The following is a 26,037-nucleotide window of genomic DNA, read 5'->3' on the forward strand; positions in this document are numbered from 1 at the left end:
TAAGGCTATTGTGGTAGAATGTGTATATATGCTTTATCAAACCGGAATAAATAGAAGGGATATAGTTATGTCCCGTTTTCATATAAAAATATTTCAATAGGAGGCTATGCTTGGTGAAGGATAAGTTTGAGTTAGTCTCAAAATACTCTCCTCAAGGAGATCAGCCGGCAGCAATTGAAATGCTGGTCGAAGGGATTAAGGAAGGCAAGGAAATGCAGACGTTATTGGGGGCAACCGGGACAGGGAAAACGTTCACCGTTTCCAATGTGATTCAAAGAATCAATAAACCGACTCTTGTCATTGCCCACAATAAAACGTTGGCAGGGCAGCTTTATAGTGAGTTCAAAGAGTTCTTCCCTAATAATGCCGTTGAGTACTTCGTTAGCTATTATGATTACTACCAGCCGGAGGCTTATGTTCCATCCACGGATACATTCATCGAGAAAGATGCAAGCATCAATGATGAAATCGATAAACTGCGTCACTCGGCAACCTCGTCTTTGTTCGAAAGGAAAGATGTCATCATCATTGCCAGTGTTTCGTGCATATATGGACTCGGTTCTCCTGAAGAGTACCGGGAGATGGTCGTTTCCCTCCGAACAGGCATGGAGATAGACCGGAATGCCTTGCTGCACAGACTCGTGGATATTCAATATGAACGTAATGATATTGCTTTCCAACGGGGGACCTTCCGCGTTCGCGGCGACGTGGTCGAAATTTTCCCGGCCTCACGTGATGAACATTGCGTACGGGTCGAGTTCTTCGGGGATGAGATTGACCGTATTCGTGAAGTCGATGCCCTGACTGGCGAAATTACCGGTGAACGGGATCATATCGCCATTTTCCCGGCTTCCCACTTCGTAACCCGCGAAGAGAAAATGCGGGTAGCCATTCAAAATATCGAAACGGAACTGGAAGAACGATTGAAGGAATTAAGGGAAGATGAAAAACTCCTTGAAGCGCAGCGCTTGGAGCAGCGGACCCGTTATGATCTGGAAATGATGCGTGAAATGGGCTTTTGTTCAGGGATCGAGAACTATTCCCGCCATTTGACGCTTCGTCCCGCAGGTGCGACACCATACACTTTAATAGATTACTTTCCAGAGGATTTCCTATTGGTCGTGGATGAATCACACGTAACCCTCTCGCAAATCCGCGGAATGTTCAATGGAGATCAGGCGCGTAAGCAAGTGCTCGTCGATCACGGCTTCCGTCTGCCGTCTGCGAAAGATAACCGCCCGCTAAGATTTGAGGAATTTGAAAAAAAGGTCCATCAATCCATATTCGTTTCGGCAACTCCGGGACCATATGAACTCGAACATACCCCGGAAATGGTTCAGCAGATCATCCGTCCTACCGGATTGCTGGATCCGACGGTGGAAGTGCGGCCGATTGAAGGGCAAATAGATGACTTGATCGGTGAAATACAGGAGCGCGTCAAAAAGAACGAGCGTGTGCTCATAACGACCTTGACGAAAAAGATGTCTGAGGATTTAACTGATTATTTAAAGGAAATCGGCATCAAGGTCCAATATCTTCATTCGGAAGTGAAGACCTTGGAAAGGATAGAAATCATCCGGGAACTTCGAATGGGCAAATATGATGTTCTAGTTGGAATCAATCTTTTAAGGGAAGGCCTCGATATTCCGGAAGTGTCGTTAGTGACCATTCTGGATGCCGATAAAGAAGGGTTCCTTCGCTCGGAACGTTCGCTTATTCAAACGATGGGCCGTGCAGCCCGTAATGCGAACGGCCACGTCATCATGTATGCAGACCGAATCACGAATTCGATGGAACTTGCCATCAATGAAACGAGGCGGCGCCGTGAAATCCAGGAAAATTATAATAAAGAGCATGGAATATTGCCTCAAACCATTCAAAAGGATATCCGCGACTCCATAAGGGCGACTCATGTTGCCGAAGAAGGCGAAGAGTATAAGGAAGACCTTGCACCAAGCCTCGCGAAGCTTCCTAAAAAAGAGCGTTTAAAAGTGATGGCAAGCATGGAAAAAGAAATGAAGGAAGCGGCAAAGGCACTGGACTTCGAGCGAGCTGCCGAGCTGCGTGATTTATTACTAGAGTTAAAAGCGGAAGGGTGACGAAACATGGCAATGGATAAAATTGTGATAAAAGGCGCCAGGGCCAACAATTTAAAGAATATTGATATCACGATACCGAGAGACAAACTTGTTGTGCTGACCGGATTATCCGGATCTGGAAAGTCTTCCTTGGCTTTTGATACGATTTATGCAGAAGGGCAAAGACGTTATGTGGAATCACTTTCCGCTTATGCTCGTCAATTCTTAGGCCAAGTGGATAAACCGGATGTCGATGCGATAGAAGGTTTGTCACCAGCCATTTCCATAGACCAGAAAACGACCAGTCGAAATCCTCGTTCAACCGTAGGGACTGTTACGGAGATCTATGATTATTTAAGGCTGTTATTTGCACGGGTCGGCAGGCCGACCTGTCCCATCCATAATATAGAAATCACCTCACAAACGATAGAGCAAATGGTGGACCGCATTCTTGATTACCCTGAGCGAACCAAGCTTCAGGTATTGGCACCGCTAGTCTCAGGCAGAAAAGGGACACATGCGAAAGTTTTGGAGGAAGTTAAGAAACAAGGATATGTCCGCATTCGTGTGAACGGGGAAATGCATGACCTCAGCGATGAGATCACTCTCGAAAAAAATAAAAAACATTCGATTGAAGTCATCATAGACCGAATCGTCATAAAAGAGGGTATCATGGCCAGGCTTGCAGATTCATTGGAAAGTGCTTTGCAGCTTGGCGAAGGTAAAGTCATCATTGACGTCATGGGTGAGGAAGAACTGCTGTTCAGTGAACATCATGCTTGTCCATACTGCGGATTTTCGATTGAAGAGTTAGAGCCTAGAATGTTTTCCTTCAATAGCCCGTTTGGGGCCTGCCCGGATTGTGATGGCTTGGGGGCAAGGCTTGAGGTGGACCGTGATCTGGTCATCCCGAATAACGAATTAAGCCTCCGTCAACATGCAATTGCGCCATGGGAGCCGACTAGTTCTCAATATTACCCTCAGCTCCTTGAAGCGGTGGCAAACCATTATGGGATAGATATGGATGTGCCCGTTAAGGATTTACCGGAAGAGAAGATGGATAAGGTCTTGCTTGGTTCAGGCAAAGATAAGATATATTTCCGTTATAAAAATGATTTTGGAAGAGTGCAAGAAGGATATATTCCTTTTGAAGGAGTTTTAAGAAACATCGAAAGGCGCTTCAAGGAGACGAGTTCTGACTTTATTCGTGAGCAAATGCAGAAATACATGTCAGAACATCACTGTCCAACCTGTAAGGGTCATCGATTGAAAAAAGAGAGTCTTTCCGTGCTCATTCAAGGGGTCCATATTAGTGAAACGACAGCTTTATCAGTGGAGGATGCGTTAGTATTTTTCGATGAGCTTGATTTGACTGAAAAAGAAGCTGCAATTGCGAGATTGATTTTACGTGAAATTCGTGAGCGGCTCGGTTTCCTGGCTAATGTAGGTTTGGAATATTTGACGTTGAGCAGGGCAGCGGGAACTTTATCAGGCGGTGAAGCGCAGCGTATAAGATTGGCGACGCAGATCGGTTCCCGATTGACGGGAGTCCTATATATTTTGGATGAACCTTCAATAGGGCTGCATCAGAGGGATAACGATCGATTGATCGAAACATTGAAGAATATGCGCGAAATCGGGAACACCCTCATTGTTGTCGAGCACGATGAAGATACGATGATTGCTGCGGATTATTTGATCGATGTTGGTCCTGGAGCAGGAGCGCATGGAGGGGAAATAGTGGCCGCTGGAACTCCGGAAGAGGTCATGAATAATCCTAAATCCTTAACGGGGCAATATTTAGCAGGGAAGAAATTCATTCCATTGCCATTGGAACGCCGGAAAAATGATGGCCGTGTCATTGAAATAAAAGGTGCCAAGGAAAACAATTTGAAAAACGTTAATGTGAAATTCCCGCTTGGGGTCTTTACAGCCGTAACGGGAGTCTCCGGATCAGGGAAAAGTACATTGGTGAATGAGATCCTCCATAAGTCATTGGCTCAAAAACTGAATCGGGCAAAAGCCAGACCAGGTGATTTCCGTGAAATCAAGGGAATCGAGCATTTAGATAAAGTCATTGATATTGACCAATCACCTATCGGCAGAACCCCACGATCGAATCCAGCTACCTATACGGGTGTATTCGATGATGTTCGTGACGTGTTTGCCTCGACTAATGAAGCGAAGATCCGCGGTTATAAAAAAGGAAGGTTCAGTTTCAATGTTAAGGGCGGCCGCTGTGAAGCATGCCGTGGTGATGGGATTATCAAGATTGAAATGCATTTTCTCCCAGATGTCTATGTTCCATGTGAAATCTGTCATGGTAAAAGGTATAACCGGGAAACACTTGAAGTGAAATATAAAGGGAAAAACATATCCGACATTCTCGATATGACAGTCGAGGAAGGCGTTAGTTTCTTTGAAAATATCCCAAAAATCAAACGGAAGCTGCAAACGATTTATGACGTTGGTTTGGGTTATATCAAGCTTGGACAGCCTGCCACCACTTTATCAGGCGGTGAAGCGCAAAGGGTGAAACTTGCTTCTGAATTGCATCGCCGATCCACTGGGCGCTCCTTCTATATCTTGGATGAACCAACTACCGGTCTACATGTCCACGATATAGCAAGGCTGCTCCAGGTTCTGCAGCGGCTGGTTGACAATGGGGATACCGTTTTGGTAATCGAGCATAATCTGGATGTCATCAAGACGGCGGACCACATTATTGACCTGGGACCGGAAGGCGGAGATAAGGGCGGTACGATCGTCACTTATGGAACACCTGAAAAAATATGTGAAGTTTCCGAATCGTACACGGGAAAATACTTAAAACCTGTACTTACCCGTGATCAAATCCGCATGGAAAATTGGATTGAAGAAAAAGAAACTGAGCATGAACATGCTTAAAAGAAGACGGTTGGCTAGTTTCAGTTTTTCCACTAAAGGGGGTTCGGAAAACATATCTTTCATCAAATGGATGTCCGAACCAACTGACCCAAAGCAGTTCAATTCTTTATGTATGGATTTCTAGCTTAATTTTTTTAACGAAGTTGATTGTAGAGGAAGGTGCGAGACTCCTGCGGGAAAAGCGCGTGCCTGGATCGGAAATCAACCTGAATTGTAAAAGTAATAATAAAACTGCAGGCAAACTCGTTTTCTTCGAATTTGTCTACAGTCAGGAACAAGCCATCAGGCTTGTTTTTTTGTAGAAAAATGACAGTGTGCATTTAATCAATCATTTGATTAAAGAATGGGAAAACAAGATATTTCCGGGGAAATCATACATCTTCCTTTTCGGAAATTGTCATTTTCCTTTGTCGAAAGATGGGAAAAACGGTATTTATGAAACTTTTTAGATATCTAGGCGTATGTATGAATAAAATGGTAGAAGAAAGCGAGGAATGTTCATGCAGGAGGAAAGAAAGAAGATTTTAGAAATGATTCAGGATGGAAAGTTATCGGCGGAAGAAGCCTTGGGCCTTTTGGAAGAATTAGAAAAAGCCAGTCAGGAAAGTGAAGCTAAAGAGCAGAAATTGCAAAACGAATTATCGACGGTAGTCGTGGATAAGAAAAGTGAAGGAAGCACTCAGGATACGTTTAAAAAGAATATCCAGTCATCGAAAGAAAAGATTATTGATTTCGTTGAAAGTGCTTTTAAGAAAATCAAAGAAACGGATCTTGATTTCAATTTCGGGAAGTCTGTGGAGGTCAGTCATATTTTTCAGCATGAACATGATTTCCTGGATGAGGTTGATGTAGATATAGCAAATGGGAAAATAAAAATCGCCGCATGGGACCATGATGATGTCCGGGTTGAATGCCAAGCTAAGGTATACCGAGTGGAAGAAATAGAAGAAGCCAGGAAAAACTTTTTGGAAGAAGTCGATTTCACGATTGAAAATGGAAAATTGAAGTTCAAGGTTCGTGAAAAATCCATAAAGGTTGATACAATCATGTACATTCCACGGAAGGAATATGAGGACATCCATGTAAGGATGTTCAATGGCGCAATCACGACTGAATCACTGAAATCAGAGAAGCTAAAAGCGAAAACGGCAAATGGTGCCATTCATATCATGCAGGGTACGGGTGATTTCTGTGAGCTTGAAACAGGTAATGGGATGATCACCATTTCAGATACCAACTTTAATGACTTGGAAGCCGAGACCCTGAATGGAGCGATTAATGCTGCTGGATACTTCAAGAAATTGGATGTCCAAACGTTCAATGGGGAAATCATCTGTACGAATTCAGGGATGGATTGCGATTCGATCCATGCTAAGTCAGTCACTGGAAAAGTCCAGTTGACCCTGCCGCCAGGTAAGGCGATCGAAGGAGAATTGAAGTCAAATTTAGGAAGCTTTAATGTAACTTTGGAAGGGATGACAATCATCGAAGAGAAAAGTGATGTGGTTCAGAAGGTCCTTAAGTTTAAGACGGTTAAAGAAGAGGTTCCTGTGCTTCATGTTTTTGCAGAAACCAAAACTGCAGCGATAACGGTTTCCTGAAGAAAGGGAAATGCCGTTGATACCACTGGTCTAAAACTGTAGGCAAACTCGATGGAAAACGAGTTTGCCTGCAGTTTTTTTATGGCTTGTTCTAAATTTAATAACAAGTTTGATTGGAGAGGAAGGTACGAGATTCCTGCGGGAAAAGCGCGACTAGGGGAGACCCCGCAGGCGCAAGCCGAGGAGGCTCCACGACCGCCCGCGGAAAACGAGTTTCTTGAGCGGAAATCAACATCCAATTTGTATCGGAACCATACCTAAGGAGTTGCTTTGGAATTGGTTCGGGAACATCATTTGATGAAAGATACGTTTCCGATCCCTTTTGTCTGCAAAGTGAGCCTGCCAATATAAATTGGCTGGCTTTCTTTTATTTTGATGTAAGGATTCATGTATGTTCCTCTCATCTCTTTCCAGTTCACTTGGCCCATCCGGGTGGAGTGAATAAAAAAACAATAAATCGATAATGCTTTGTTTGGTTATTAACAGAAAAATGCTAAAATAGAAAAAGTATCTCAAAAAATAGCATCACTCCAAAAGGAGGAAAGATATATGGCAAAAGTCCGTACAAAGGATATAGTAGAAGCGTTCGGTCTAGAACTTATCAGTGGGGAAGAAGGAATTAACAGACCGATCGTCACGAGTGATTTATCTCGTCCCGGACTTGAAATAGCCGGTTTTTTTGATTATTATCCCGCAGATCGAGTACAGCTTTTAGGTATGACGGAGATGTCCTTTTTTAATCGGCTGAATGAACCGGATCGAGTACAGAGGATGGAAGAGTTATGCAGGGACTTTACTCCAGGCATCATCATTACGCGTGGTCAGGAAGTGCCGATAGAATTGATCGAAGCGTCTGAGCGGGAATCCGTTCCTGTGATGAGATCTAATATGAAGACAACAAGGTTATACAGCCGTCTGACCAATTTCCTGGAAAGCAGGTTGGCACCAACTACTGCTGTTCATGGTGTATTGGTGGATATCTATGGGTTAGGTGTGTTGATCACCGGGAAAAGCGGCGTCGGTAAAAGTGAGACAGCCCTGGAATTAGTGAAACGGGGTCATCGTCTCGTAGCCGATGACTGCGTCGAAATCAGGCAGGAAGACCAAGATACGCTGGTCGGGAATGCCCCGGATTTAATCGAACATCTTCTAGAAATAAGAGGATTGGGAATCATTAATGTAATGACACTTTTCGGAGCTGGCGCAGTCCGCAGCAATAAAAAGATCTCAATCGTCATCAATCTGGAACTATGGGAAAAAAACAAGCAGTATGACCGGGTTGGCCTTGATGAAGAAAAAATGAAAATCATCGATACGGAAGTGACGAAAATTACCGTACCTGTCCGTCCAGGACGAAATTTATCTGTCATCATTGAAGTGGCAGCCATGAATTACCGCCTGAAGCGAATGGGAGTAAATGCAGCGGAACAGTTTTCAGATCGCTTGAACCACGCAATTGCAGATCCGGAACATGATGAATTTTAAAAGGTTATAAGAAAAGAGGGGACAAAATGGAACAAGGAATTCAGCCGCTGAATCCAATAGCGATAGATCTAGGTCCCATCCAGGTACATTGGTATGGACTCATCATCGGTTTCGGTGTGTTATTGGGTCTTATAATCGCTTTAAGGGAATCTGAGCGAAGAGGTCTTGATAAGGAAATTTTTACTGACATGATTTTGTTTGCTGTCCCAATCGCGATCATAAGTGCCCGTATTTATTATGTGATCTTTCAATGGGAGTACTATTCACAAAACCCGGGAGATATCATTAAAATATGGAATGGCGGAATCGCCATACATGGTGCGTTGATTGGGTCGGTACTGACTGCAATCGTGTTTGCCAAGGTCAAGAAAGTGTCATTTTGGAAGCTGGCGGATATTGCTGCACCGAGCTTATTGTTGGGGCAGGCGATTGGCCGTTGGGGTAATTTCATGAATCAGGAAGCGCATGGGGGAGAAATAACAAGGTCATTCCTTGAAAATATGCATTTGCCTGAATTCATCATAAATCAAATGTACATAAACGGTACGTATTATCACCCGACCTTTTTGTATGAATCGATTTGGAATATCCTCGGTGTCATTATTCTCTTAAGTTTACGGAAAGTGAACTTGCGCAGGGGGGAACTGTTTTTAACCTATGTAATATGGTATTCCATCGGACGTTATTACATTGAAGGATTGCGGACGGACAGTTTGATGCTGACGGATTCACTGCGTATCGCACAAGTGATCTCGATTGTATTGGTAGCTGTAGCCATCGCCTTGGTGGTCTTTAGAAGGGTCCGCGGGCATGCAGACAAAAGATATTTAGATGCATAGGTAATATGTGTAAAGGGAGAGGGCATAGTGATAGTAGATTCGGTTAAAAAGGGACTTCTTTCAGGCTTGAATACAACCTGGTCTTTGGGGAAAGTGATATTTCCGGTTACTCTGATCGTCACTGTGCTTCAATATACGCCTGTATTGCCATTCATCATCAACTTGATAGCGCCTTTGATGAATCTCATCGGTCTTCCAGGGGATGCTGCAATTCCTCTTGTATTAGGGAATTTCCTGAATTTATACGCAGCGATTGCTGGCATATTAACGCTTGATTTGACTGTGAAAGAAGTTTTTATCATCGCTATGATGCTATCTTTTTCACATAATTTATTGATTGAGTCAGGTGTGGCGATGAAAACCGGTGTCAAGCTGTGGGTCATCCTAACAGTACGGATCGGGCTTGCGCTTTTGTCCGCGGTCGTCATCAATCTTGTTTGGCAGGGCGGATCTGAAATGGCCCAGGGAACGGCTATCGGGGAGGCTGCAGAGATTAACGGAGCGGGAGCGATCCTTTTGCATGGGGTCATCCAGGCCCTTTCAGGAATTGGCCAGCTGGCGGTCATCGTTATTCCGCTCATGGTGGCTGTTCAAATCATGAAAGATTTAAAGTGGCTGGAAGCCTTCTCGAAAGCCCTTGCACCCTTCATGAAGGTCCTGGGGATGAAGCCGAATGCTTCCATGCCTTTCGTTACAGGCCTGACTCTCGGTTTGGCATATGGGGCAGGGGTGATGATTCAAGCGGCTAAAGAGGATAATGTTTCGAAGAAGGATATGACGATTGCATTCATCTTTTTAGTTGCCTGCCATGCTGTTGTAGAAGATACATTGATTTTTATTCCGCTGGGGATTCCGGTCTTGCCGTTATTACTTATTCGGATACTCACTGCCATTGTTTTAACGATGGCCGTTGCGTATATATGGAATCGGGCTGACAGGGTACAGAGAAAGGAAGCTGTATATGAACAGTAACATAACTACATTATTATTTGATCTTGACGGGACGTTGATCAATACAAATGAATTGATCATCGCCTCATTTACAGAAACGTTAAACCACTTTTGTCCTGGAAAGTTCAATCGGGAAGATATCATTCCATTTATCGGACCGACTTTGGTCGATACTTTCTCTTCCATTGATCCAAAACAAGTGGATGAAATGATCGCTTACTATCGGGAGCATAATTGGAGGAACCATGATTTGCTTGTCACACAATTTGACGGTGTGTTCGAAACCGTTCAAACATTGAAGCAGAGCGGCTATAAATTGGCAGTCGTTACGACAAAGAAGCGTGATGTCGTCGAAAAGGGCCTGCGTTTAAGCAAACTGGATCAATTCTTTGATGTGGTGGTCACACTGGATGAGGTGGAAAAAGCAAAGCCGGATCCAGAGCCTTTGGTAAAAGCTTTAAATCAACTCGGTTCGGTTCCTGAAGAAGCGATCATGATTGGGGACAGTTATCATGATATTCTGGGCGGGAAGAACACAGGTACAAAAACGGCAGGGGTCTCATGGTCCATTAAAGGCCGTGAATTCCTGGAAAGCTATCACCCTGATTATATGCTTGAGCAGATGGCGGATTTATTGAATATCGTTGAGGTTGAAAAGCTCACGGAGGCTAGAAAATGAGACGCACGTCCCGCTATCCAGTTGAAGGGGCTAATTCACTATGGCATGTATATAAGACCGTTCCATTCTGGAAAGTCGTCAAGAATTTTGTGGTGATACAGCTAGCGCGTTATACGCCTTTTCTGGGCATGAAGAATTGGCTGTACAGGACTTTTTTACATATGAAAGTCGGAAAGCATACTTCGTTTGCCTTGATGGTCATGCCCGATGTGATGTTTCCGGAAAAAATATCAGTTGGAAGAAATACTGTCATTGGCTATAATACGACGATTCTTGCACATGAATATTTGATTCAGGAATATCGTTTAGGAGATGTAGTCATTGGGGATGAAGTATTGATTGGAGCCAATTCGACCATTCTTCCAGGACTTTCAATCGGAAATGGGGCGATTGTCTCTGCAGGTACACTTGTCCATAAGGATGTTCCAGAGGGAGCTTTCGTCGGGGGAAATCCAATGAAAATCATATATACCAAAGAAGAAATGCTTGAGAGGGAGCAGCAAACTTCCTTGTGAAAAAAAGGACTTGCCCATATATGCGGCAGGTCCTTTTTAATGGCATTTTGGGTATAACGGAGTCAGTTCATTCTTTAGATGCTCCAAGACTTCGTTGATTGATATATATTCCTGGTTCACCGTCGCTTCATACGTTTCTTTTAAAACTCGAAAAAACCTTTCCTGTGCCTGTTTATCCATATTGAGCTTGTCCTCCTATCATCTATTAAAGATTTATCAAGAGGGGGCTGAACAACTTCAGCCCCATATCTCATTTAACTATTTCCGATTTCAATAAATCGGCAACCAATACGTACCGTTCCGGAGCACTACCAATATATGAAAAAGGATAGCAGGTTGTTACTGTAAGTGTGGCTTTAGGCTTGGGAACGATCACGGTACGGTCATCTGCATCGACGATACGAACCTTCCTCACTTTATATGTAAATGAACCGGCTTCTGTCTTGGCAATCAGCAAGTCGCCTTCGCCGACTTCACCTAGATCACTGAAAATTGTATCTCGGTGCCCGGATAAAACGGAATTATCCTTTTCACCTGGGAGGACGGAGCCTGCATAATGACCGACGCCCTTTTCAAGTTCATCTTCGTCCGTTCCGTGATAAATTGGGAGTGTTGCCTCAATTGTTGGAATATAAAGCTGACCCATCAAATCACCTGTCTCCGGCCGTTCTTCATATAGTTCAAGCCCATCGGAAATATTTGCCTTCGTCTTTGGTTCGGGGAGCTTAGCTGTAGCTTCCGTTGTGTCAGATTCATTCCATTTATACAGGGCATAGCCTTTTAACAGTGTATAGGCGTTTGTCGTTGTAAAATAAAAACCTAAGGTTAAAAAGCAAACAGCAGTGACAAGTAACCATTTTTTCTTATGCCTGGATTGCCTATTTTTACTCATCTTAATTAGTGAGTCTTGCTTTTCTAATTAATCCGAAAGCGATACCCATCAACACTAAACCGATTAAAGCACCGAATAAGTAATGACCGGCCGTTTTAGGAAGCACTCCGCCTTTTTCCGTTTTGTGTTCAGGTTTTGCGGGTTTCTTCTTCTCTTTTTTTACCTCAGCCACTTTAGAAATGACCTCGGTGGACTGTTTAATGTCATTACCGGTTTCTTTCACTAAATCGGAACCGATCATTTTACCTGTCAACATAAAATCGAGCAAAAAATTGCCGTTTAAATCATAAATCGAAACTAGTAAACTAGCATTCGTTAATTCCTTAAGCTGGAATAAAGCCTCAAGGGATAGGTTTGTTGTGACACCATCCTGAATTAAGGCGAATTTGAATTGAATTTGCAGCAAGCTTTGAAGATCATTATAAATAGAAAGCAATTCAGCCACTTGTTCTGCAGACAATTCATCAATTGTTTCGAAATTATCAAGTTGATTCATTCTATCGGAGATCGCCATTAAACGAGCTTCAAAAGAAGGGTCTTCGATGATAGGCAAGAGATGATTCATGAATCTGTCGAGCTCTTCGTCTGTTAGACCGATATCAGTAAAGAGGCCATCCATTAAATCGATGATCTCTTCCTCATCATAATCCATCGCGTCCTCATCATAATCCATTTCTAAATCTATGATATCCTCAATGTCGTAAATGAAATGGAAGGTATCGATGATGGAATCTCCCTCTTCCAGTTCACCGTATTCTATAATTCCGTTAGTTCAGCTTCTGTCATTTCATATTGTTTAAGTAGATTCTGTAAGGTCTCAGGAGTGACGGCCGGTCCTAATGTATCACGCAACTCTTCTACCGATTTCAGTTCATTCAATGTTAAGTCGTAATAGGATAAATACTCTTCCAATTCTTCTTGTGTCATTCTAACTTCAGAAAGGTATTCATTAAGCTCATTCTGGTTGATCTTAGTTGCGGCAAAACCCATCGTCCCGCTTGAACCCAGTGAAAAAAGAACGATAAGAGCCACAAAAAATGAAAAATATTTCTTCATTCCCATTTCCCCCTAAAATTTTATAATATTACCAAACTCCTAAATATTATAAAGCAGCTATACCAAAAGGTATACATTAATAACAATGAATGGCTAAAGATAGGGAGAAACATCTAGGTAAAAAGGTGCAACTCCCTGAGTTTGGACTTAAACCGATCATGAAGAATATTAAAGACAGCTGTAGTTTGAAGTAATGGAATTAGGCATATTTTCCTTGACGTAAGATGGGAGCGAGAGTAAACTATTAGTAACTTCAACCTGCTACCATATTAGCGAACTAAAGTGATTTAATAGATTATTGTGAGTATTAATATGATTATGTCATTTTATTTGATACATTTTTATATGTTATCCGAAATTTGGATTTAAGCGTGAAACCTTGGAATGATAAAGAGATAAACAAAATAAGGAATGGATGCATCGGTTTGTGCCTACAGGCGGACCGATTGGATATAGATAGTAATCAATTCAAAAGGATGTGCAGTCGTGACAAAGCCATTTATGTTTGAAAAACCGTTAGGCATGAGAGATACATTGCCGGTACTGTATGAAACGAAGGTGTTGGCCAGAAATAAAATGAGTGATGAAATCAAGAAGTGGGGCTATCAATTTATTGAAACGCCTGCTTTGGAATATTATGAAACAATTGGCGAGGCTTCGGCAATATTGGATCAACAGTTGTTTAAACTTCTCGATTCCCAGGGGCATACGCTCGTACTCCGTCCCGAGATGACAGCCCCCATTGCACGGGTGGCAGCATCCAAACTGTTAAAACAGCAAATTCCGCTTCGCCTGGCCTATTCCGCGAATGTATACCGGGCACAGCAGCGTGAAGGAGGCAGGCCGGCAGAATTCGAACAGATTGGTATTGAGTGCATTGGAAATAAGTCTATAAGTGCCGATGCTGAAATGATTGCCCTGCTTGCGGATGCTCTAAAGGCTGCCGGGCTTCAGGAATTTAAAATTTCCATTGGGCATATTGGATTTCTGCAAGAATTTTTCTTGAGCATTCTAGGTACGGAGGAAAGAGCCTCTATATTAAGGAAGTTTTTGTATGAAAAGAATTATGTTGGTTATCGCGAGCATGTTAAATCACTGCCGCTTTCATCCATTGATAAGCAACGGCTTATCGAATTCACCTCATTAAGGGGCAGTGAAGGGACCCTGATGAAGGCGCTGGGGTTGGTTGAAAATAATAAAGGGCAGGATTCTTTGGCTGAACTGAAGGAATTGTCTGCGCAGCTGAAAGAATTTGGTGTTGAACAATATGTGAGCTTTGACTTAACATTGGTCAGTCATATGAGCTATTACACAGGAACTTTATTTGAAGTGTATGCCGGACAAGTCGGTTCGCCAATCGGCAATGGCGGCCGGTACGATAATCTGCTTGAGAAGTTCGGCTGGAATGCTTCGGCCACAGGTTTTGCAATCCGGGTGGATCGTCTTGCAGAAGCTCTTGGGGAGCCGATCCAGCCTGTCGCGCCAGAATGTATTTTATATAGTCCCGAACGAAGATTGGAAGCCATTGAATTTGCAAGAATTAAACGCACCGAAGGAAAATTGGTAACGATTCAGGATATTACGGTCGTCCAAAATGTCGATGCCTTTACACGGACATTTTCTGAAGTTCATTTATTCGTAGGGAATGGGGGGTATGGAAAAGATGAATAATAGCTTTTTAACGATTGCCATGCCGAAAGGAAGAATCTTTGAAGAAGCGGCAGAGCTATTAAGAAGGGCCGGTTTTCGTCTCCCTCCCGAGTTTGATGATTCCCGGAAATTGATCCTTGAAGTGGAAGAGGAAAATCTGCGGTTCATTTTAGCTAAACCGATGGATGTCGTAACCTATGTGGAACACGGCGTCGCTGACATTGGAATTGCAGGAAAGGATGTCATGTTAGAGGAAGAACGTGATGTCTATGAGTTACTAGATTTGAAAATCAGTGCCTGCTATTTAGCTGTAGCTGGACTGCCTGGTACGAAGATAAGTGACATCGCCCCTAAAATTGCCAGTAAATATCCGAATGTTGCCTCCAGTTATTTTCGCGAGCAGGGGGAGCAAGTCGAGATTATAAAGTTGAATGGGTCTATTGAGTTAGCACCGTTAATTGGTTTGGCTGAACGAATCGTCGATATCGTTTCTACGGGGAGGACATTGAAGGAAAACGGTCTTGTGGAATATGCGAAAATTGCCAATGTGACTTCGAGGCTGGTGGCAAACCCTGTCAGCTATCGAATTAAAGAAGCAAGGATTACCGAAATCGTGGAACGGCTAGCAGAAATTATTGAATAGTAAAGAATAGCTAATGAGGTGAAGGTATGAAAATAGAACGGTTTGCTGAAGGGATTTCACTGAAACGCTCGGTTGATGCAGGTACTGCCGATCAAAGAAAAGCGGTTCAGGATATTATTTATGATGTCAGGAAAAGCGGAAACGCCGCTTTACATACCTATACCGAACGTTTCGATGGTGTCAGTGCAGGGGAATTACTTGTATCGGAACAGGAAATGGAAGAAGCGACAGCATCTTTAACTGCTGAGCAGCTTGATATTATACAAGAAGCCGCGAATAATATTCGAATGTTTCACGAGAAACAAATTCGAAATTCATGGTTTACGACTGATGATACGGGAACGATGCTAGGACAAAAATTGACACCTCTTGATGCTGTAGGTGTTTATGTACCTGGAGGCACAGCAGCCTATCCTTCGTCAGTACTGATGAATGCGTTGCCTGCGAAGGCCGCGGGGGTGGAAAGGATCGTTATGGTGTCTCCGCCAGGGAAGGATGGAAAATTATCGCCAGCGGTTTTGGCAGCTGCCAAAATTGCCGGGGTGAAGGAAATCTATAAAGTTGGCGGGGCACAGGCAATAGCTGCTCTCGCTTATGGGACGGAAACGATTAAGAAAGTGGATAAAATAGTGGGTCCGGGAAATATATATGTGGCGTTAGCGAAGCGGGAAGTATTTGGAGATGTCGCCATTGATATGATAGCAGGTCCAAGTGAAATAGCGATATTGGCGGACGAAACCGCCATCGCTGCAGAAGTTGCGGCAGACTTGCTGTCACAGGCGGAGCATGATGCCCGTGCTTGCAGTGTTTTGGTGACGACGTCAACGACTCTTGCAGAAGAAGTGGCCGCAGAAGTGACCAAGCAGGTGGCGTTACTTCCACGCCATGATATTGCTGCAGCATCCATAAGGGATTATGGAAGAATCGTTGTATGCGGGAATATGGCGGAAGCTGTTGAAGCGATTAATGAACTTGCACCGGAACATTTGGAAATTGTGGCCCATGATGCACTTGAAATCATGTCTAAAATCCGTCATGCCGGAGCAATCTTTATTGGCCGATTTAGTTCGGAGCCCGTCGGGGATTACTTTGCAGGCCCCAATCACGTGCTGCCTACCAATGGAACCGCCCGTTTTTCCAGTCCGCTTAATGTGGATGATTTCCAAAAGAAATCAAGCATCATCATGTATAGTGAAACGGCCTTCCGCAAAAATGCAGAAAAAATCGCGGCATTTGCCCGAATGGAAGGACTTGAGGCTCACGCCCGTGCCATTGAATCACGTGGTGTGAATGAATCCGGTAAATAGTCCTGAAATATTGAAATACGCGAAATCATTGATATAAAGACTTTTGACATGCTTTTACATCTTGGGAAAAGGGGTCTTACCCCGTTGAGGAGGAGTTGTAATGGAACGTTTTGCTAGTGTGGAGCGAAAGACGAATGAAACGGAAATAAGTTTGAAGTTTGGTGTGGATGGGGAAGGTAATTCCTCCATTAAGACGGGCGTTCCGTTTATGACGCATATGCTTGATTTGTTCACGAAACATGGGAAGTTTGATTTGACCGTAGATGCAAACGGAGATACAGATGTCGATGATCACCATACAACTGAAGATATTGGCATTTGCTTAGGTCAGACGTTATTGGAGGCCCTTGGGGACAAGCGCGGGATAAAGCGTTACGGAAATGCTTTCGTACCCATGGATGAAGCACTCGCCCAGGTTGTCATCGATTTAAGCAATCGTCCGCACCTAGAGTTCCGGGCTGAGTTTCCTTCGCAAAAGGTGGGTACTTTCGATACTGAACTCGTGCACGAGTTTCTTTGGAAATTCGCTCTTGAAGCCAGGATGAACCTGCATGTAGTCGTTCATTACGGTCACAACACACATCATATGATCGAAGCAATATTCAAAGCGCTGGGACGTGCATTGGATGAAGCTACGACCATCGATCCACGTGTCAAAGGCATCCCTTCGACGAAAGGAATGTTGTAAAAATGATCGGAATCGTCGATTATGGCATGGGGAATTTATTTTCTGTAAGTAAAGGGCTTGAACGCCTTGGTGCCGATTCATTCATTTCCGATGACCCAAAAGAACTTTCAAAGTCGAAAGGAATCATACTTCCCGGCGTTGGATCTTTCAGGGATGCAATGAGCCTCTTGGAAAAACAAAAGCTGGATGAATTCCTGCGGGAATATGTAGCCGATGGAGGTTATCTATTAGGGATCTGCCTTGGTATGCAGCTTCTCTTTGATGAAAGTGAGGAAAATGGACCGGCTAAAGGATTATCCCTCATCCCGGGAAAAGTCGTTCGTTTTAAGGGAGTGGATGCGAATGACCAGGTTTATAAAGTGCCGCACATGGGCTGGAATCGTCTTGAATTCAAACACGCATCACCAGTGAATGAGGGGCTGGAAGAGGAGCATGTTTATTTCGTCCATTCCTACTACGTCGATACCGATGAATCATTCGTCACTGCTTCGGCAAGGTATGATGTGGAAGTGCCTGCGATCGTCGGTAAAGGGAATGTGTTCGGCATGCAGTTCCATCCGGAAAAAAGCGGGAAGATGGGCATGTCACTGTTAAAAAATTATCTGTCATTAGTAGAAGGGAAGGAAGAAGCATGAGCAACTTTACTATTTACCCGGCGATTGATATGCGTGGAGGCAAATGCGTCCGCTTAATCCAGGGAGATTACAATCAGGAAACCGTTTATGGCGATTCCCCCTTTGATATGGCAAAAAGCTTTGCGGACCAAGGAGCCGATTGGATACATATGGTCGACCTTGACGGAGCTAAAGAGGGAGTGCGCATCAATGATTCATACGTAATCAAAGCTGCAAGTGAGTTAGGGGCCCGCATTCAAATCGGCGGCGGCATCCGTACGGAACATGATATAGCCCATTACCTGGATAATGGTGTGGAACGTGTCATTCTTGGCAGCACGGCCGTTTCAGACCCTGATTTCACTAAAGATATGATTAGGAAATATGGAAGCCATATCGCAATCGGGATCGATGCGAAGGATGGCAGGGTTGCCACTCATGGTTGGCTTCAAACGTCTGGGACCCTTGCGATAGATCTTGGTAAATTACTGGCCGATGCTGGTGCAGAGACATTTATCGTGACTGATATCGCGACGGATGGGATGCTTTCAGGTCCGAATGTGAAAGGTATTTTGGCCATGGCGGAGGCAACCGGTAAAAACGTTATAGCTTCGGGCGGCATTAGTTCACTTGAAGACCTTATCACCCTCAAAGAGTATGAAGCCCAAGGCATTGCAGGGGCAATCATTGGCAAGGCGCTTTATACCAATCGCTTTACTGTAGAAGAAGCACTAGAAAAGGTGCGTGGTTAAATGCTCACTAAACGAATTATTCCATGTCTCGATGTAAAGGATGGGCGGGTAGTCAAAGGGATACAATTTGTTTCCCTTAGGGATGCAGGAGACCCGGTCGAACTTGCAGCCTTTTACGACCAAGAAGGTGCCGATGAGCTTGTCTTCCTGGATATTTCCGCATCACATGAAGGCAGGGAAACGATTGTCGACGTCGTTCAAGCGGTAGCGGGCAGTCTGGCAATCCCGTTCACGGTGGGCGGCGGCATTAATTCATTGGCGGATATGAAGAAGATCTTACGAGCTGGAGCCGATAAGGTTTCCTTAAATACAGCAGCCATTCTGCGCCCTGATTTAATTAATGAAGGTGCTGATTACTTTGGTTCCCAATGTATCGTGGTCGCCATAGACGCCCGATATGAAGAAGGGCTTGGCTCATGGCGCGTATATACCCACGGCGGCCGGAAATCGACTGAATGGGAAGTGATCGATTGGGCGAAGGAAGCTGTGTCCCGAGGTGCAGGTGAAATACTATTGACAAGCATGGATTGTGACGGCGAGAAACAAGGGTTTAATATCGCTTTGACAAAAGCGGTATCTGAAGCTGTTTCGGTGCCGGTCATCGCCTCAGGCGGGGCGGGCAACGCTGGGCATTTCCAGGAAGCCTTCCAAGAAGGTAAAGCCGACGCAGCATTAGCCGCATCGATTTTTCATTATAAAGAAACATCCGTCAAAGAAGTAAAAGCGTTTCTCAAACAACAAGGAGTGGTTGTACGATGAATCTTGAAACTATTAAATACGACGAAAAAGGCCTGATACCGGCAATTATTCAAGATGCAGGAACCGGCGAAGTGCTGACACTTGCTTATATGAATCAAGAATCACTGCAATTGTCGATTGAAAAAGGTGAAACGGTTTTCTTCAGCCGTTCGCGCAATGAATTATGGCATAAAGGAGCAACCAGCGGTAATACCCAGAAAATCATCGAAATGAAGTATGACTGCGATCAGGATGCATTGGTCGTTCGGGTCGTTCCTGCAGGACCTGCGTGCCATACAGGGGCAGCAAGCTGTTTTAGCGAAACGATTTACCAAAACGGTGAAGCCGGACAAGACGTGAAGGCGAATGTGACATTCTTGACGGAATTGGAAAAATTGATTGAAAAAAGAAAATCGGAAATGCCTGAAGGTTCATATACTACCTACCTATTCGAAAAGGGCGTTGATAAGATCCTGAAAAAAGTCGGTGAAGAAGCGGCAGAAGTGATCATTGCTGCTAAGAACCGCGATGCAGAGGAACTTTCGATGGAAAGTGCCGATCTCCTCTATCACTTATTCGTTCTTCTTCAGGAGCAGGAGTTGCCTTTCCAAGCAGTGCTTGATGTATTGAAGGCTAGACATGCCGATAAGGATGAACCGAAAGAAACTGAATGAATGGTGAGTGCCCTCCGTCAAGGAGGGCTCAGACTGAAGACAAACTCGATGAAAGTCAAGTTTCTCTTCAGTTTTTTTATGGCTTGTACAATTTGGACGCTGATTATCGATCCAGGCATCCGCTTTTCCCGCCGGAGTCTCGCACAACCGCCCCAATCAACTTTTGCTACAAACTTTTGGTAGAAACCATATCTGAGATTTCAAGGTGTTGCTTTGTTCGGGAACATGATAGAGATATTTCCCAACCCCTTTTGTGTGTATTTACGACAACTAGATCAATCCTGGCTCCCCATTTGACTAGGAATATACCTCAATTTTTTCTTGAAGAAAGCATGGTGATTCCCTTTTTCCATTTTCTTGAATTGTTCGGCAAATTTACTCCAATATGTTATAATACTATGGTTAATCAACTTGAAGATGGAGGATTACATGAGTAAAGACTCTAAATTTGGCCAACAGGCAAAAATTCTAACTTTTCACCCAACAGGTGAGTATTATTTCACCAAGGGTTTAAAAGCTTATCATAGACGAGAACTACCTAAATCAAAAAAATACCTGGAACGTGCGCTGGAACTTGAACCCGCTGAACCGATGATAGCCTGTCAATTGGCAATCACTTGCTCGGAAATCGGAGAATATAATTATTCAAACAACCTCTTGGAAAACATCTTGGATGTGATGGATCCCTATATGTCGGAATGTCATTACTTCCTGGCGAATAATTATGCCCACTTAGGCATGTTCAAGGAGGCTTATCGTCACGCGAGTGCTTATCTTGATAAAGAAGAAGACGGGGAGTTCAGCGATGACGCAGAGGACCTGCTTGAACTGATAACTTTTGAGTCGGATGAGTCAGAAGAAAATCCCTTTAAGCATGATGGGCTCATTACCAAACAGGAACAAGCCCGTGAGTACCTTGAATCAGGCAATTTTCCAAAGGCAATCGAAGTATTGAAAGAGACGATTGCCGAGTACGAGGATTACTGGTCCGCTTATAATAACTTGGCACTTGCCTATTTCTATCTTGGTCAAGTAAATGACGCTTTTGCAACACTTGATGAGGTACTGGAAAAAAGTCCAGGAAACCTGCATGCGCTTTGTAATCTTGTTGTTTTTCATCATTATCAACAGGATGAAGCGAAGGTTGAAGAGCTCATACACATGCTGGAGAAAATTAGGCCGATGCTATCCGAACATCGTTTCAAGCTTGGAGCGACCTTCGCTTTGATCGGAAACTATGCTTCTGCATATAAATGGTTGAAAGTACTGCAAAGACAAGGGTTCGAGGGAGATGGAACCTTCTACTATTGGTTAACCATTTCCGCTTACCACCTAGGCCATGATCAGGCTGCCAAAAAGGCATGGAAAAAGGTCGTGGAAATGAATCCGGAAAAGGAAGGCATGGAGCCTTGGGGAGATATGAATGCAACTTCAGATGGTTTTGAACATCATTTTCCTTCTATTATAAAAAGGCTGGAAAGTGAATTCATTGAAGAAAGGCTGTTTGCCATTTTCCTTCTGAAACATTCGGTTCATAAACAGAAGCTATTGAAAAACCAGGTCCTCAACCTTAATCAGAATTTCACTGATTTGGAACGTGATTATGCTGAACTTGTTCAAGCTCCTGCTAAAGATCGTCAATTAACACCGATTGATTTTGCTGATCGCACAGCTGAGTTATTATATCAGCATTTCCAACCGATACAATTAAATGAAGCCGGGCTGTATTTAATGTGGTTTTCCGTCTTCATCGAAGCGGTGAAATCAGAGCAAAAACTAAATAATCCAGCAGGATGGGCATCAGCGGTGGAGTACGTGTGGAATCAGCTTAAAAATGAGAAGGCGAGCAAACAGGCAATCGCAGACAAACATTTCATATCCGTGTCCACCTTATCAAAGTACGTAAAGTTGGTTCAAACCCTGCTTGGATGAGCAGATATTTGGACGAAAAATTATTTGTTATATAGGATAATAGGTAGGGAACACTAACCGTAGTGAAGGTTCCATTTGCAATGGAATATGGAGGAGTGAAAACATGTCTGAAAAAATTTATGACGTTGTTATTATTGGAGCTGGTCCTGCAGGGATGACGGCGGCTGTCTATACATCACGTGCGAACCTTTCAACATTGATGTTAGAACGCGGAGTACCGGGCGGGCAAATGGCCAATACAGAGGAAGTTGAAAATTATCCTGGATTCGACACTATACTCGGACCTGAACTTTCAACGAAAATGTTTGACCATGCAAAGAAATTCGGTGCGGAGTATGCCTATGGGGATGTTAAGGAAATCATCGACGGTGAAGAGTATAAAACGATCAAAGCCGGTTCCAAGGAATTCAAGGCACGTTCAATCATCATTTCATCTGGTGCCGAATATAAGAAAATCGGTGTTCCCGGCGAAAAAGAATTGGGCGGCCGCGGTGTATCGTATTGTGCAGTTTGTGATGGTGCATTCTTCAAGCAAAAGGAACTATTCGTTATCGGCGGCGGAGACTCTGCTGTTGAAGAGGGTGTGTACTTAACCCGCTTTGCTTCAAAAGTGACGATCGTTCACAGACGTGACGAACTTCGTGCTCAAAAGATTCTTCAAGATCGTGCATTTGCCAATGAGAAAATTAACTTCATCTGGAATCACACTTTGAAGGAAATCAATGAAAAAGGCGGCAAAGTCGGCGGTGTCACACTAGTTTCCACTGAAAACGGAGAAGAGACAGTGATGGACGCAGACGGTGTATTCATTTATATCGGAATGCTTCCGCTAACTAAACCATTTGAGAACTTGGGCATCTTGAATTCCACAGGCTATATTGAAACGAATGACCGGATGGAAACACGCGTCCCTGGTATTTTTGCTGCTGGTGACGTTCGTGAAAAAACATTGCGCCAAATCGTTACAGCTACAGGCGATGGAAGCATTGCCGCTCAATCCGCTCAGCATTTTGTTGAGGAACTTCAAGAAAAATTGCAGCCTAAGGCTTGATTTCACTAGAATATACAATCGTAATTCCGTTTTAACGATGTTGTAACACGCGTGAAATAATGATTGGGTATAGTATGGATAGAAGTTGACCCCCTTTAATTATAAACGTTTAAGGACACAGATTAAGTTTCTGTGTCCTTTTTTTTTGTTTCCTGCTTTAAGACTAAATCTTTAGTTCCAATTTTTAGGATGTACCAAATGATTTTTAATGAGAAGTAAGCCCGCCCTTTGCATTTAGGCAGCGAAAGTGGAGAAGAATAGGAGTTAAGCAGGATAAAGGCTTATCTTCGTGATTCCTTGGGAATGAATATTCCCCCAATGCAGGAAGTTTACTTTATTGTTAGCTCATTTCAAAAATAGTATAATGTTAAGATATACTAAACATATATATATCTTTCATAATGGTAAGAAGATGAAAAATACAACTTGTTTGAACTATTAGCATTTGTAAATCGCCAAATGGATATCTAGCGGCGGTTTAAGGATATAAACTGAATCTCTTCAACACGGGGGTGAAGGTTTCTATAGTCGAGCAGAGCCAATTGAGGTGAAGAACGTGCAACGTGTCACAAACTGTGTATTGATCAAGGATAATCAAATCCTCTTATTGAAAAAGCCTAGACGCGGATGGTGGGTAGCTCCAGGCGGAAAGATGGAGCCTGGGGAATCTGTACGCGATGCTTGTATTAGGGAATATCGTGAAGAAACGGGCGTTTATTTAAAAAACCCTTCCATCAAAGGTATTTTCACCTTCATTATGAAGGACGGAGATAAGGTATTGTCGGAATGGATGATGTTCACTTTCTTTGCAACGGATTCCGATGGTGTAAATGTTGATGTTTGTGAAGAAGGGGAACTTAGCTGGCATCCGGTCGAAGATGTTAAAAAGCTGATGATGGCTGAAGGTGATTTTCACATCCTGGACTATATGGTTCATGGAACTGGGATCATTTATGGAACCTTTACCTATACACCTGAGTTTAAACTACTTTCTTACCGATTGGATCCAGGTTAATTTTCACATATAAAAAAGATTGCTATACATGGGGGCGGAGAAACTATGAGTACAGGGCAGATCAGTGAAACGCAATTGGTCATCATTACCGGAATGTCCGGAGCGGGTAAGACAGTGGCGGTTCAAAGTTTTGAAGACCTCGGCTTTTTTTGCGTCGATAATTTGCCGCCCACGCTATTGCCAAAGTTTTTGGAGTTAATGAAGGACTCAGGGAATAAGATGAATAAAGTGGCTCTTGTCATGGATTTGAGGGGTAGGGAGTTTTTTGATTCCTTATTTCTTGCACTGGATAATTTAACGGATTCAGCTGCAGTATCACCAAGAATCCTTTTTCTTGAAGCTGATGACGATTCCTTGGTCCGAAGATATAAGGAAACGAGAAGGACCCATCCGCTTGCTCCATTAGGCCGGCCATTGGAAGGCATTAAAATGGAGCGGGAACTATTGGACGAATTGAAGGGAAGGGCCCAGCTGATCTTTAATACTTCCCAACTGAAACCGCGCGAATTGAGGGAGAAAATCGCTTCGGAGTTTTCTGCCGATAAAAGTGTCGGTTTCACAGTCAATGTCATGTCGTTCGGGTTCAAGCATGGTCTACCCATAGATGCCGACCTTGTGTTTGATGTACGCTTCCTGCCAAATCCATATTATATTGACCATATGAGGCCAAGGACTGGCTTGGAACAGGAAGTGTCGAGTTACGTTTTAAAATGGAGTGAGACGCAAAAATTCTTGGAAAAAGTGACCGATTTGCTTGCGTTCATGCTTCCGTATTATAAACGTGAAGGAAAAGCACAGCTTGTTGTTGCGATAGGGTGTACAGGCGGTCAGCACCGTTCTGTAGCATTGACGGAGTATATTTCAAACCACTTCAAGAAGGATTACAGGGTTCAAGTATCACATCGCGATATCGAAAAAAGTAAGGGGAAAGCAGATGTTAGATAAAAAGAAACAACCTAAGGTTGTGATCATTGGAGGGGGAACCGGCCTTCCCGTTTTGTTGAGAGGGTTAAAGAAGCATCCGGTTGATATAACGGCAATCGTAACGGTAGCTGATGATGGTGGAAGTTCAGGCCGCCTTCGCGAGGATATGGATATTCCCGCTCCGGGTGACATTCGTAACGTGCTGGCTGCGTTATCGGATGTAGAGCCCCTTGTTGAACAAATGTTTCAACATCGCTTTCAGAGTAAAAATGAGTTGTCCGGGCATTCGCTGGGGAATTTGATACTGGCGGCAATGACCTCGCTGACCGGGGATTTCGTCCATGCGATCCAGGAAATGAGTAAATTTCTTAATGTCCGCGGTAAAGTGCTTCCGGCGGCCAACCAAAGTGTGGTTCTCCATGCGGAGATGGAGGACGGAACGATTGTTACAGGCGAATCCAAGATCCCCTTCTCAGGAAAGAAAATAAAAAAAGTATTTCTGTCTCCTCATCATATAAAGCCGCTCAGTGAAACTCTCCAGGAAATCAAACAGGCAGATCTTATTGTCATAGGTCCAGGGAGCCTATATACTAGCATTCTGCCTAACTTACTTGTTCCTGGTTTAGGAGAAGAGGTTGCCCGTTCGAAGGCGAAGAAGGTGTACATTTGCAATTTGATGACACAAGCCGGAGAGACGCTGGATTATAGCGCGAGCGATCATATAAAAGCGATATATGACCATATGGGAAATGCATATATTGACAGGATACTTGTTAATAATGAGGAAATACCAACCGAAATTCAGCAACGCTATCAAGCTGAATATGCTAAACCGGTCATGTATGATGTGGAAAGCTTAAAAATGATGGGGCTTGAAATCATACAAGAACGCATTTTCAGCTATGAAGGGAATGTAATACGCCATGACACGAAAAAAGTGGCGGATTTGCTCTATAATATGCTTGTAAATGAAACAAAAAGCCACATTGCACCGTAGATATAAGCGGGGACGGTTTTTTGATTGATAAAAATAGATTACCTGCGTT

The 26,037-nt window shown here is 43.6% G+C and carries 25 protein-coding genes; 21 read left to right on the plus strand and 4 right to left on the minus strand.

What is annotated here, in order from left to right; all coding sequences use genetic code 11:
- Nucleotides 1-113: 113 nt before the first annotated feature.
- The 8 genes from uvrB to ACIROD_RS20365 all read left to right on the plus strand — a co-directional run bounded on the left by uvrB (nt 114) and on the right by ACIROD_RS20365 (nt 11,055).
- On the plus strand, nt 114-2,099 hold the full coding sequence (gene uvrB, locus ACIROD_RS20330) for an excinuclease ABC subunit UvrB (protein WP_230176159.1): 1,986 nt from the start codon (nt 114-116) through the stop codon (nt 2,097-2,099).
- Nucleotides 2,100-2,105: 6 nt separating this feature from the next.
- Nucleotides 2,106-4,985, plus strand: coding sequence for an excinuclease ABC subunit UvrA (uvrA, locus tag ACIROD_RS20335; RefSeq protein WP_101223738.1), 2,880 nt, complete (start codon nt 2,106-2,108; stop codon nt 4,983-4,985).
- Between the two features lie 500 nt (nt 4,986-5,485).
- Nucleotides 5,486-6,586, plus strand: a complete 1,101-nt coding sequence (locus tag ACIROD_RS20340; protein WP_402943519.1) for a DUF4097 family beta strand repeat-containing protein — start codon at nt 5,486-5,488, stop codon at nt 6,584-6,586.
- Nucleotides 6,587-7,135: 549 nt separating this feature from the next.
- Nucleotides 7,136-8,071, plus strand: a complete 936-nt coding sequence (gene hprK, locus ACIROD_RS20345) for an HPr(Ser) kinase/phosphatase (RefSeq protein WP_101223736.1) — start codon at nt 7,136-7,138, stop codon at nt 8,069-8,071.
- A 26-nt stretch (nt 8,072-8,097) separates the two neighbouring features.
- Nucleotides 8,098-8,910, plus strand: a complete 813-nt coding sequence (gene lgt / locus ACIROD_RS20350; protein WP_101223735.1) for a prolipoprotein diacylglyceryl transferase — start codon at nt 8,098-8,100, stop codon at nt 8,908-8,910.
- Nucleotides 8,911-8,937: 27 nt separating this feature from the next.
- On the plus strand, nt 8,938-9,882 hold the full coding sequence (locus tag ACIROD_RS20355; RefSeq protein WP_101223734.1) for a nucleoside recognition domain-containing protein: 945 nt from the start codon (nt 8,938-8,940) through the stop codon (nt 9,880-9,882).
- Nucleotides 9,872-10,540: a pyrophosphatase PpaX gene (gene ppaX / locus ACIROD_RS20360; protein WP_402943524.1), complete on the plus strand. Its 669-nt coding sequence runs from the start codon at nt 9,872-9,874 to the stop codon at nt 10,538-10,540. The genes ACIROD_RS20355 and ppaX overlap by 11 nt, the downstream gene beginning before the upstream one ends.
- Nucleotides 10,537-11,055 carry an acyltransferase gene (locus ACIROD_RS20365; protein ID WP_101223732.1) on the plus strand — a complete coding sequence of 173 codons (519 nt, stop codon included), beginning with the start codon at nt 10,537-10,539 and terminating at the stop codon, nt 11,053-11,055. The genes ppaX and ACIROD_RS20365 overlap by 4 nt, the downstream gene beginning before the upstream one ends.
- A 36-nt stretch (nt 11,056-11,091) precedes the next feature.
- Here the strand turns inward: ACIROD_RS20365 and ACIROD_RS20370 are convergent, their stop codons facing one another.
- The 4 genes from ACIROD_RS20370 to ACIROD_RS20385 form a co-directional block, all read right to left on the minus strand.
- Complete coding sequence (locus ACIROD_RS20370) at nt 11,092-11,235, minus strand: hypothetical protein (protein WP_157831062.1); 144 nt, start codon at nt 11,233-11,235, stop codon at nt 11,092-11,094.
- A gap of 70 nt (nt 11,236-11,305) precedes the next feature.
- Entirely contained in the window at nt 11,306-11,947 is a 642-nt protein-coding gene (locus ACIROD_RS20375) for a class D sortase (protein WP_402943528.1), read from the minus strand.
- A gap of 1 nt (nt 11,948) precedes the next feature.
- A complete protein-coding gene (locus tag ACIROD_RS20380) occupies nt 11,949-12,710 on the minus strand; it encodes a processed acidic surface protein (protein ID WP_402944050.1) in 762 nt (253 codons plus the stop codon).
- Nucleotides 12,704-13,003 carry a processed acidic surface protein gene (locus ACIROD_RS20385; RefSeq protein WP_402943531.1) on the minus strand — a complete coding sequence of 100 codons (300 nt, stop codon included), beginning with the start codon at nt 13,001-13,003 and terminating at the stop codon, nt 12,704-12,706. The genes ACIROD_RS20380 and ACIROD_RS20385 overlap by 7 nt, the downstream gene beginning before the upstream one ends.
- Nucleotides 13,004-13,489: 486 nt before the next feature.
- Here ACIROD_RS20385 and ACIROD_RS20390 point away from each other — a divergent pair, with 486 nt between their 5' ends.
- From ACIROD_RS20390 to ACIROD_RS20450, 13 genes are all read left to right on the plus strand, one after another.
- Nucleotides 13,490-14,674 carry an ATP phosphoribosyltransferase regulatory subunit gene (locus tag ACIROD_RS20390; RefSeq protein ID WP_101223729.1) on the plus strand — a complete coding sequence of 395 codons (1,185 nt, stop codon included), beginning with the start codon at nt 13,490-13,492 and terminating at the stop codon, nt 14,672-14,674.
- Nucleotides 14,667-15,296, plus strand: a complete 630-nt coding sequence (gene hisG / locus ACIROD_RS20395; protein ID WP_034311625.1) for an ATP phosphoribosyltransferase — start codon at nt 14,667-14,669, stop codon at nt 15,294-15,296. Before ACIROD_RS20390 ends, hisG begins: the two co-directional genes overlap by 8 nt.
- A 26-nt stretch (nt 15,297-15,322) precedes the next feature.
- Nucleotides 15,323-16,603, plus strand: coding sequence for a histidinol dehydrogenase (gene hisD, locus ACIROD_RS20400; RefSeq protein WP_260358751.1), 1,281 nt, complete (start codon nt 15,323-15,325; stop codon nt 16,601-16,603).
- A 100-nt stretch (nt 16,604-16,703) separates the two neighbouring features.
- Nucleotides 16,704-17,291: an imidazoleglycerol-phosphate dehydratase HisB gene (gene hisB, locus ACIROD_RS20405; protein WP_063233950.1), complete on the plus strand. Its 588-nt coding sequence runs from the start codon at nt 16,704-16,706 to the stop codon at nt 17,289-17,291.
- A 2-nt stretch (nt 17,292-17,293) separates the two neighbouring features.
- Nucleotides 17,294-17,926 carry an imidazole glycerol phosphate synthase subunit HisH gene (hisH, locus tag ACIROD_RS20410; RefSeq protein ID WP_137016666.1) on the plus strand — a complete coding sequence of 211 codons (633 nt, stop codon included), beginning with the start codon at nt 17,294-17,296 and terminating at the stop codon, nt 17,924-17,926.
- Nucleotides 17,923-18,657: a 1-(5-phosphoribosyl)-5-[(5-phosphoribosylamino)methylideneamino]imidazole-4-carboxamide isomerase gene (gene hisA / locus ACIROD_RS20415; RefSeq protein ID WP_101223726.1), complete on the plus strand. Its 735-nt coding sequence runs from the start codon at nt 17,923-17,925 to the stop codon at nt 18,655-18,657. Before hisH ends, hisA begins: the two co-directional genes overlap by 4 nt.
- Nucleotides 18,658-19,416 carry an imidazole glycerol phosphate synthase subunit HisF gene (gene hisF / locus ACIROD_RS20420; RefSeq protein ID WP_402943538.1) on the plus strand — a complete coding sequence of 253 codons (759 nt, stop codon included), beginning with the start codon at nt 18,658-18,660 and terminating at the stop codon, nt 19,414-19,416.
- A complete protein-coding gene (hisIE, locus tag ACIROD_RS20425) occupies nt 19,413-20,069 on the plus strand; it encodes a bifunctional phosphoribosyl-AMP cyclohydrolase/phosphoribosyl-ATP diphosphatase HisIE (RefSeq protein ID WP_402943541.1) in 657 nt (218 codons plus the stop codon). The genes hisF and hisIE overlap by 4 nt, the downstream gene beginning before the upstream one ends.
- Nucleotides 20,070-20,498: 429 nt before the next feature.
- Complete coding sequence (locus tag ACIROD_RS20430) at nt 20,499-22,001, plus strand: tetratricopeptide repeat protein (protein WP_260358748.1); 1,503 nt, start codon at nt 20,499-20,501, stop codon at nt 21,999-22,001.
- Between the two features lie 103 nt (nt 22,002-22,104).
- On the plus strand, nt 22,105-23,052 hold the full coding sequence (gene trxB / locus ACIROD_RS20435) for a thioredoxin-disulfide reductase (protein ID WP_034309960.1): 948 nt from the start codon (nt 22,105-22,107) through the stop codon (nt 23,050-23,052).
- Between the two features lie 556 nt (nt 23,053-23,608).
- Nucleotides 23,609-24,067: an NUDIX hydrolase gene (locus tag ACIROD_RS20440; protein WP_101223721.1), complete on the plus strand. Its 459-nt coding sequence runs from the start codon at nt 23,609-23,611 to the stop codon at nt 24,065-24,067.
- A gap of 45 nt (nt 24,068-24,112) precedes the next feature.
- The gene (gene rapZ, locus ACIROD_RS20445; protein ID WP_101223720.1) at nt 24,113-25,012 is read left to right on the plus strand and encodes an RNase adapter RapZ; all 900 of its coding nucleotides are present in this window, start codon (nt 24,113-24,115) and stop codon (nt 25,010-25,012) included.
- Nucleotides 25,002-25,988: a gluconeogenesis factor YvcK family protein gene (locus tag ACIROD_RS20450; RefSeq protein WP_101223719.1), complete on the plus strand. Its 987-nt coding sequence runs from the start codon at nt 25,002-25,004 to the stop codon at nt 25,986-25,988. The genes rapZ and ACIROD_RS20450 overlap by 11 nt, the downstream gene beginning before the upstream one ends.
- The last annotated feature ends 49 nt before the right edge of the window (nt 25,989-26,037 follow it).

The sequence above is a fragment of the Peribacillus sp. NPDC101481 genome (assembly GCF_044767165.1).
GTDB lineage: Bacteria > Bacillota > Bacilli > Bacillales > DSM-1321 > Peribacillus.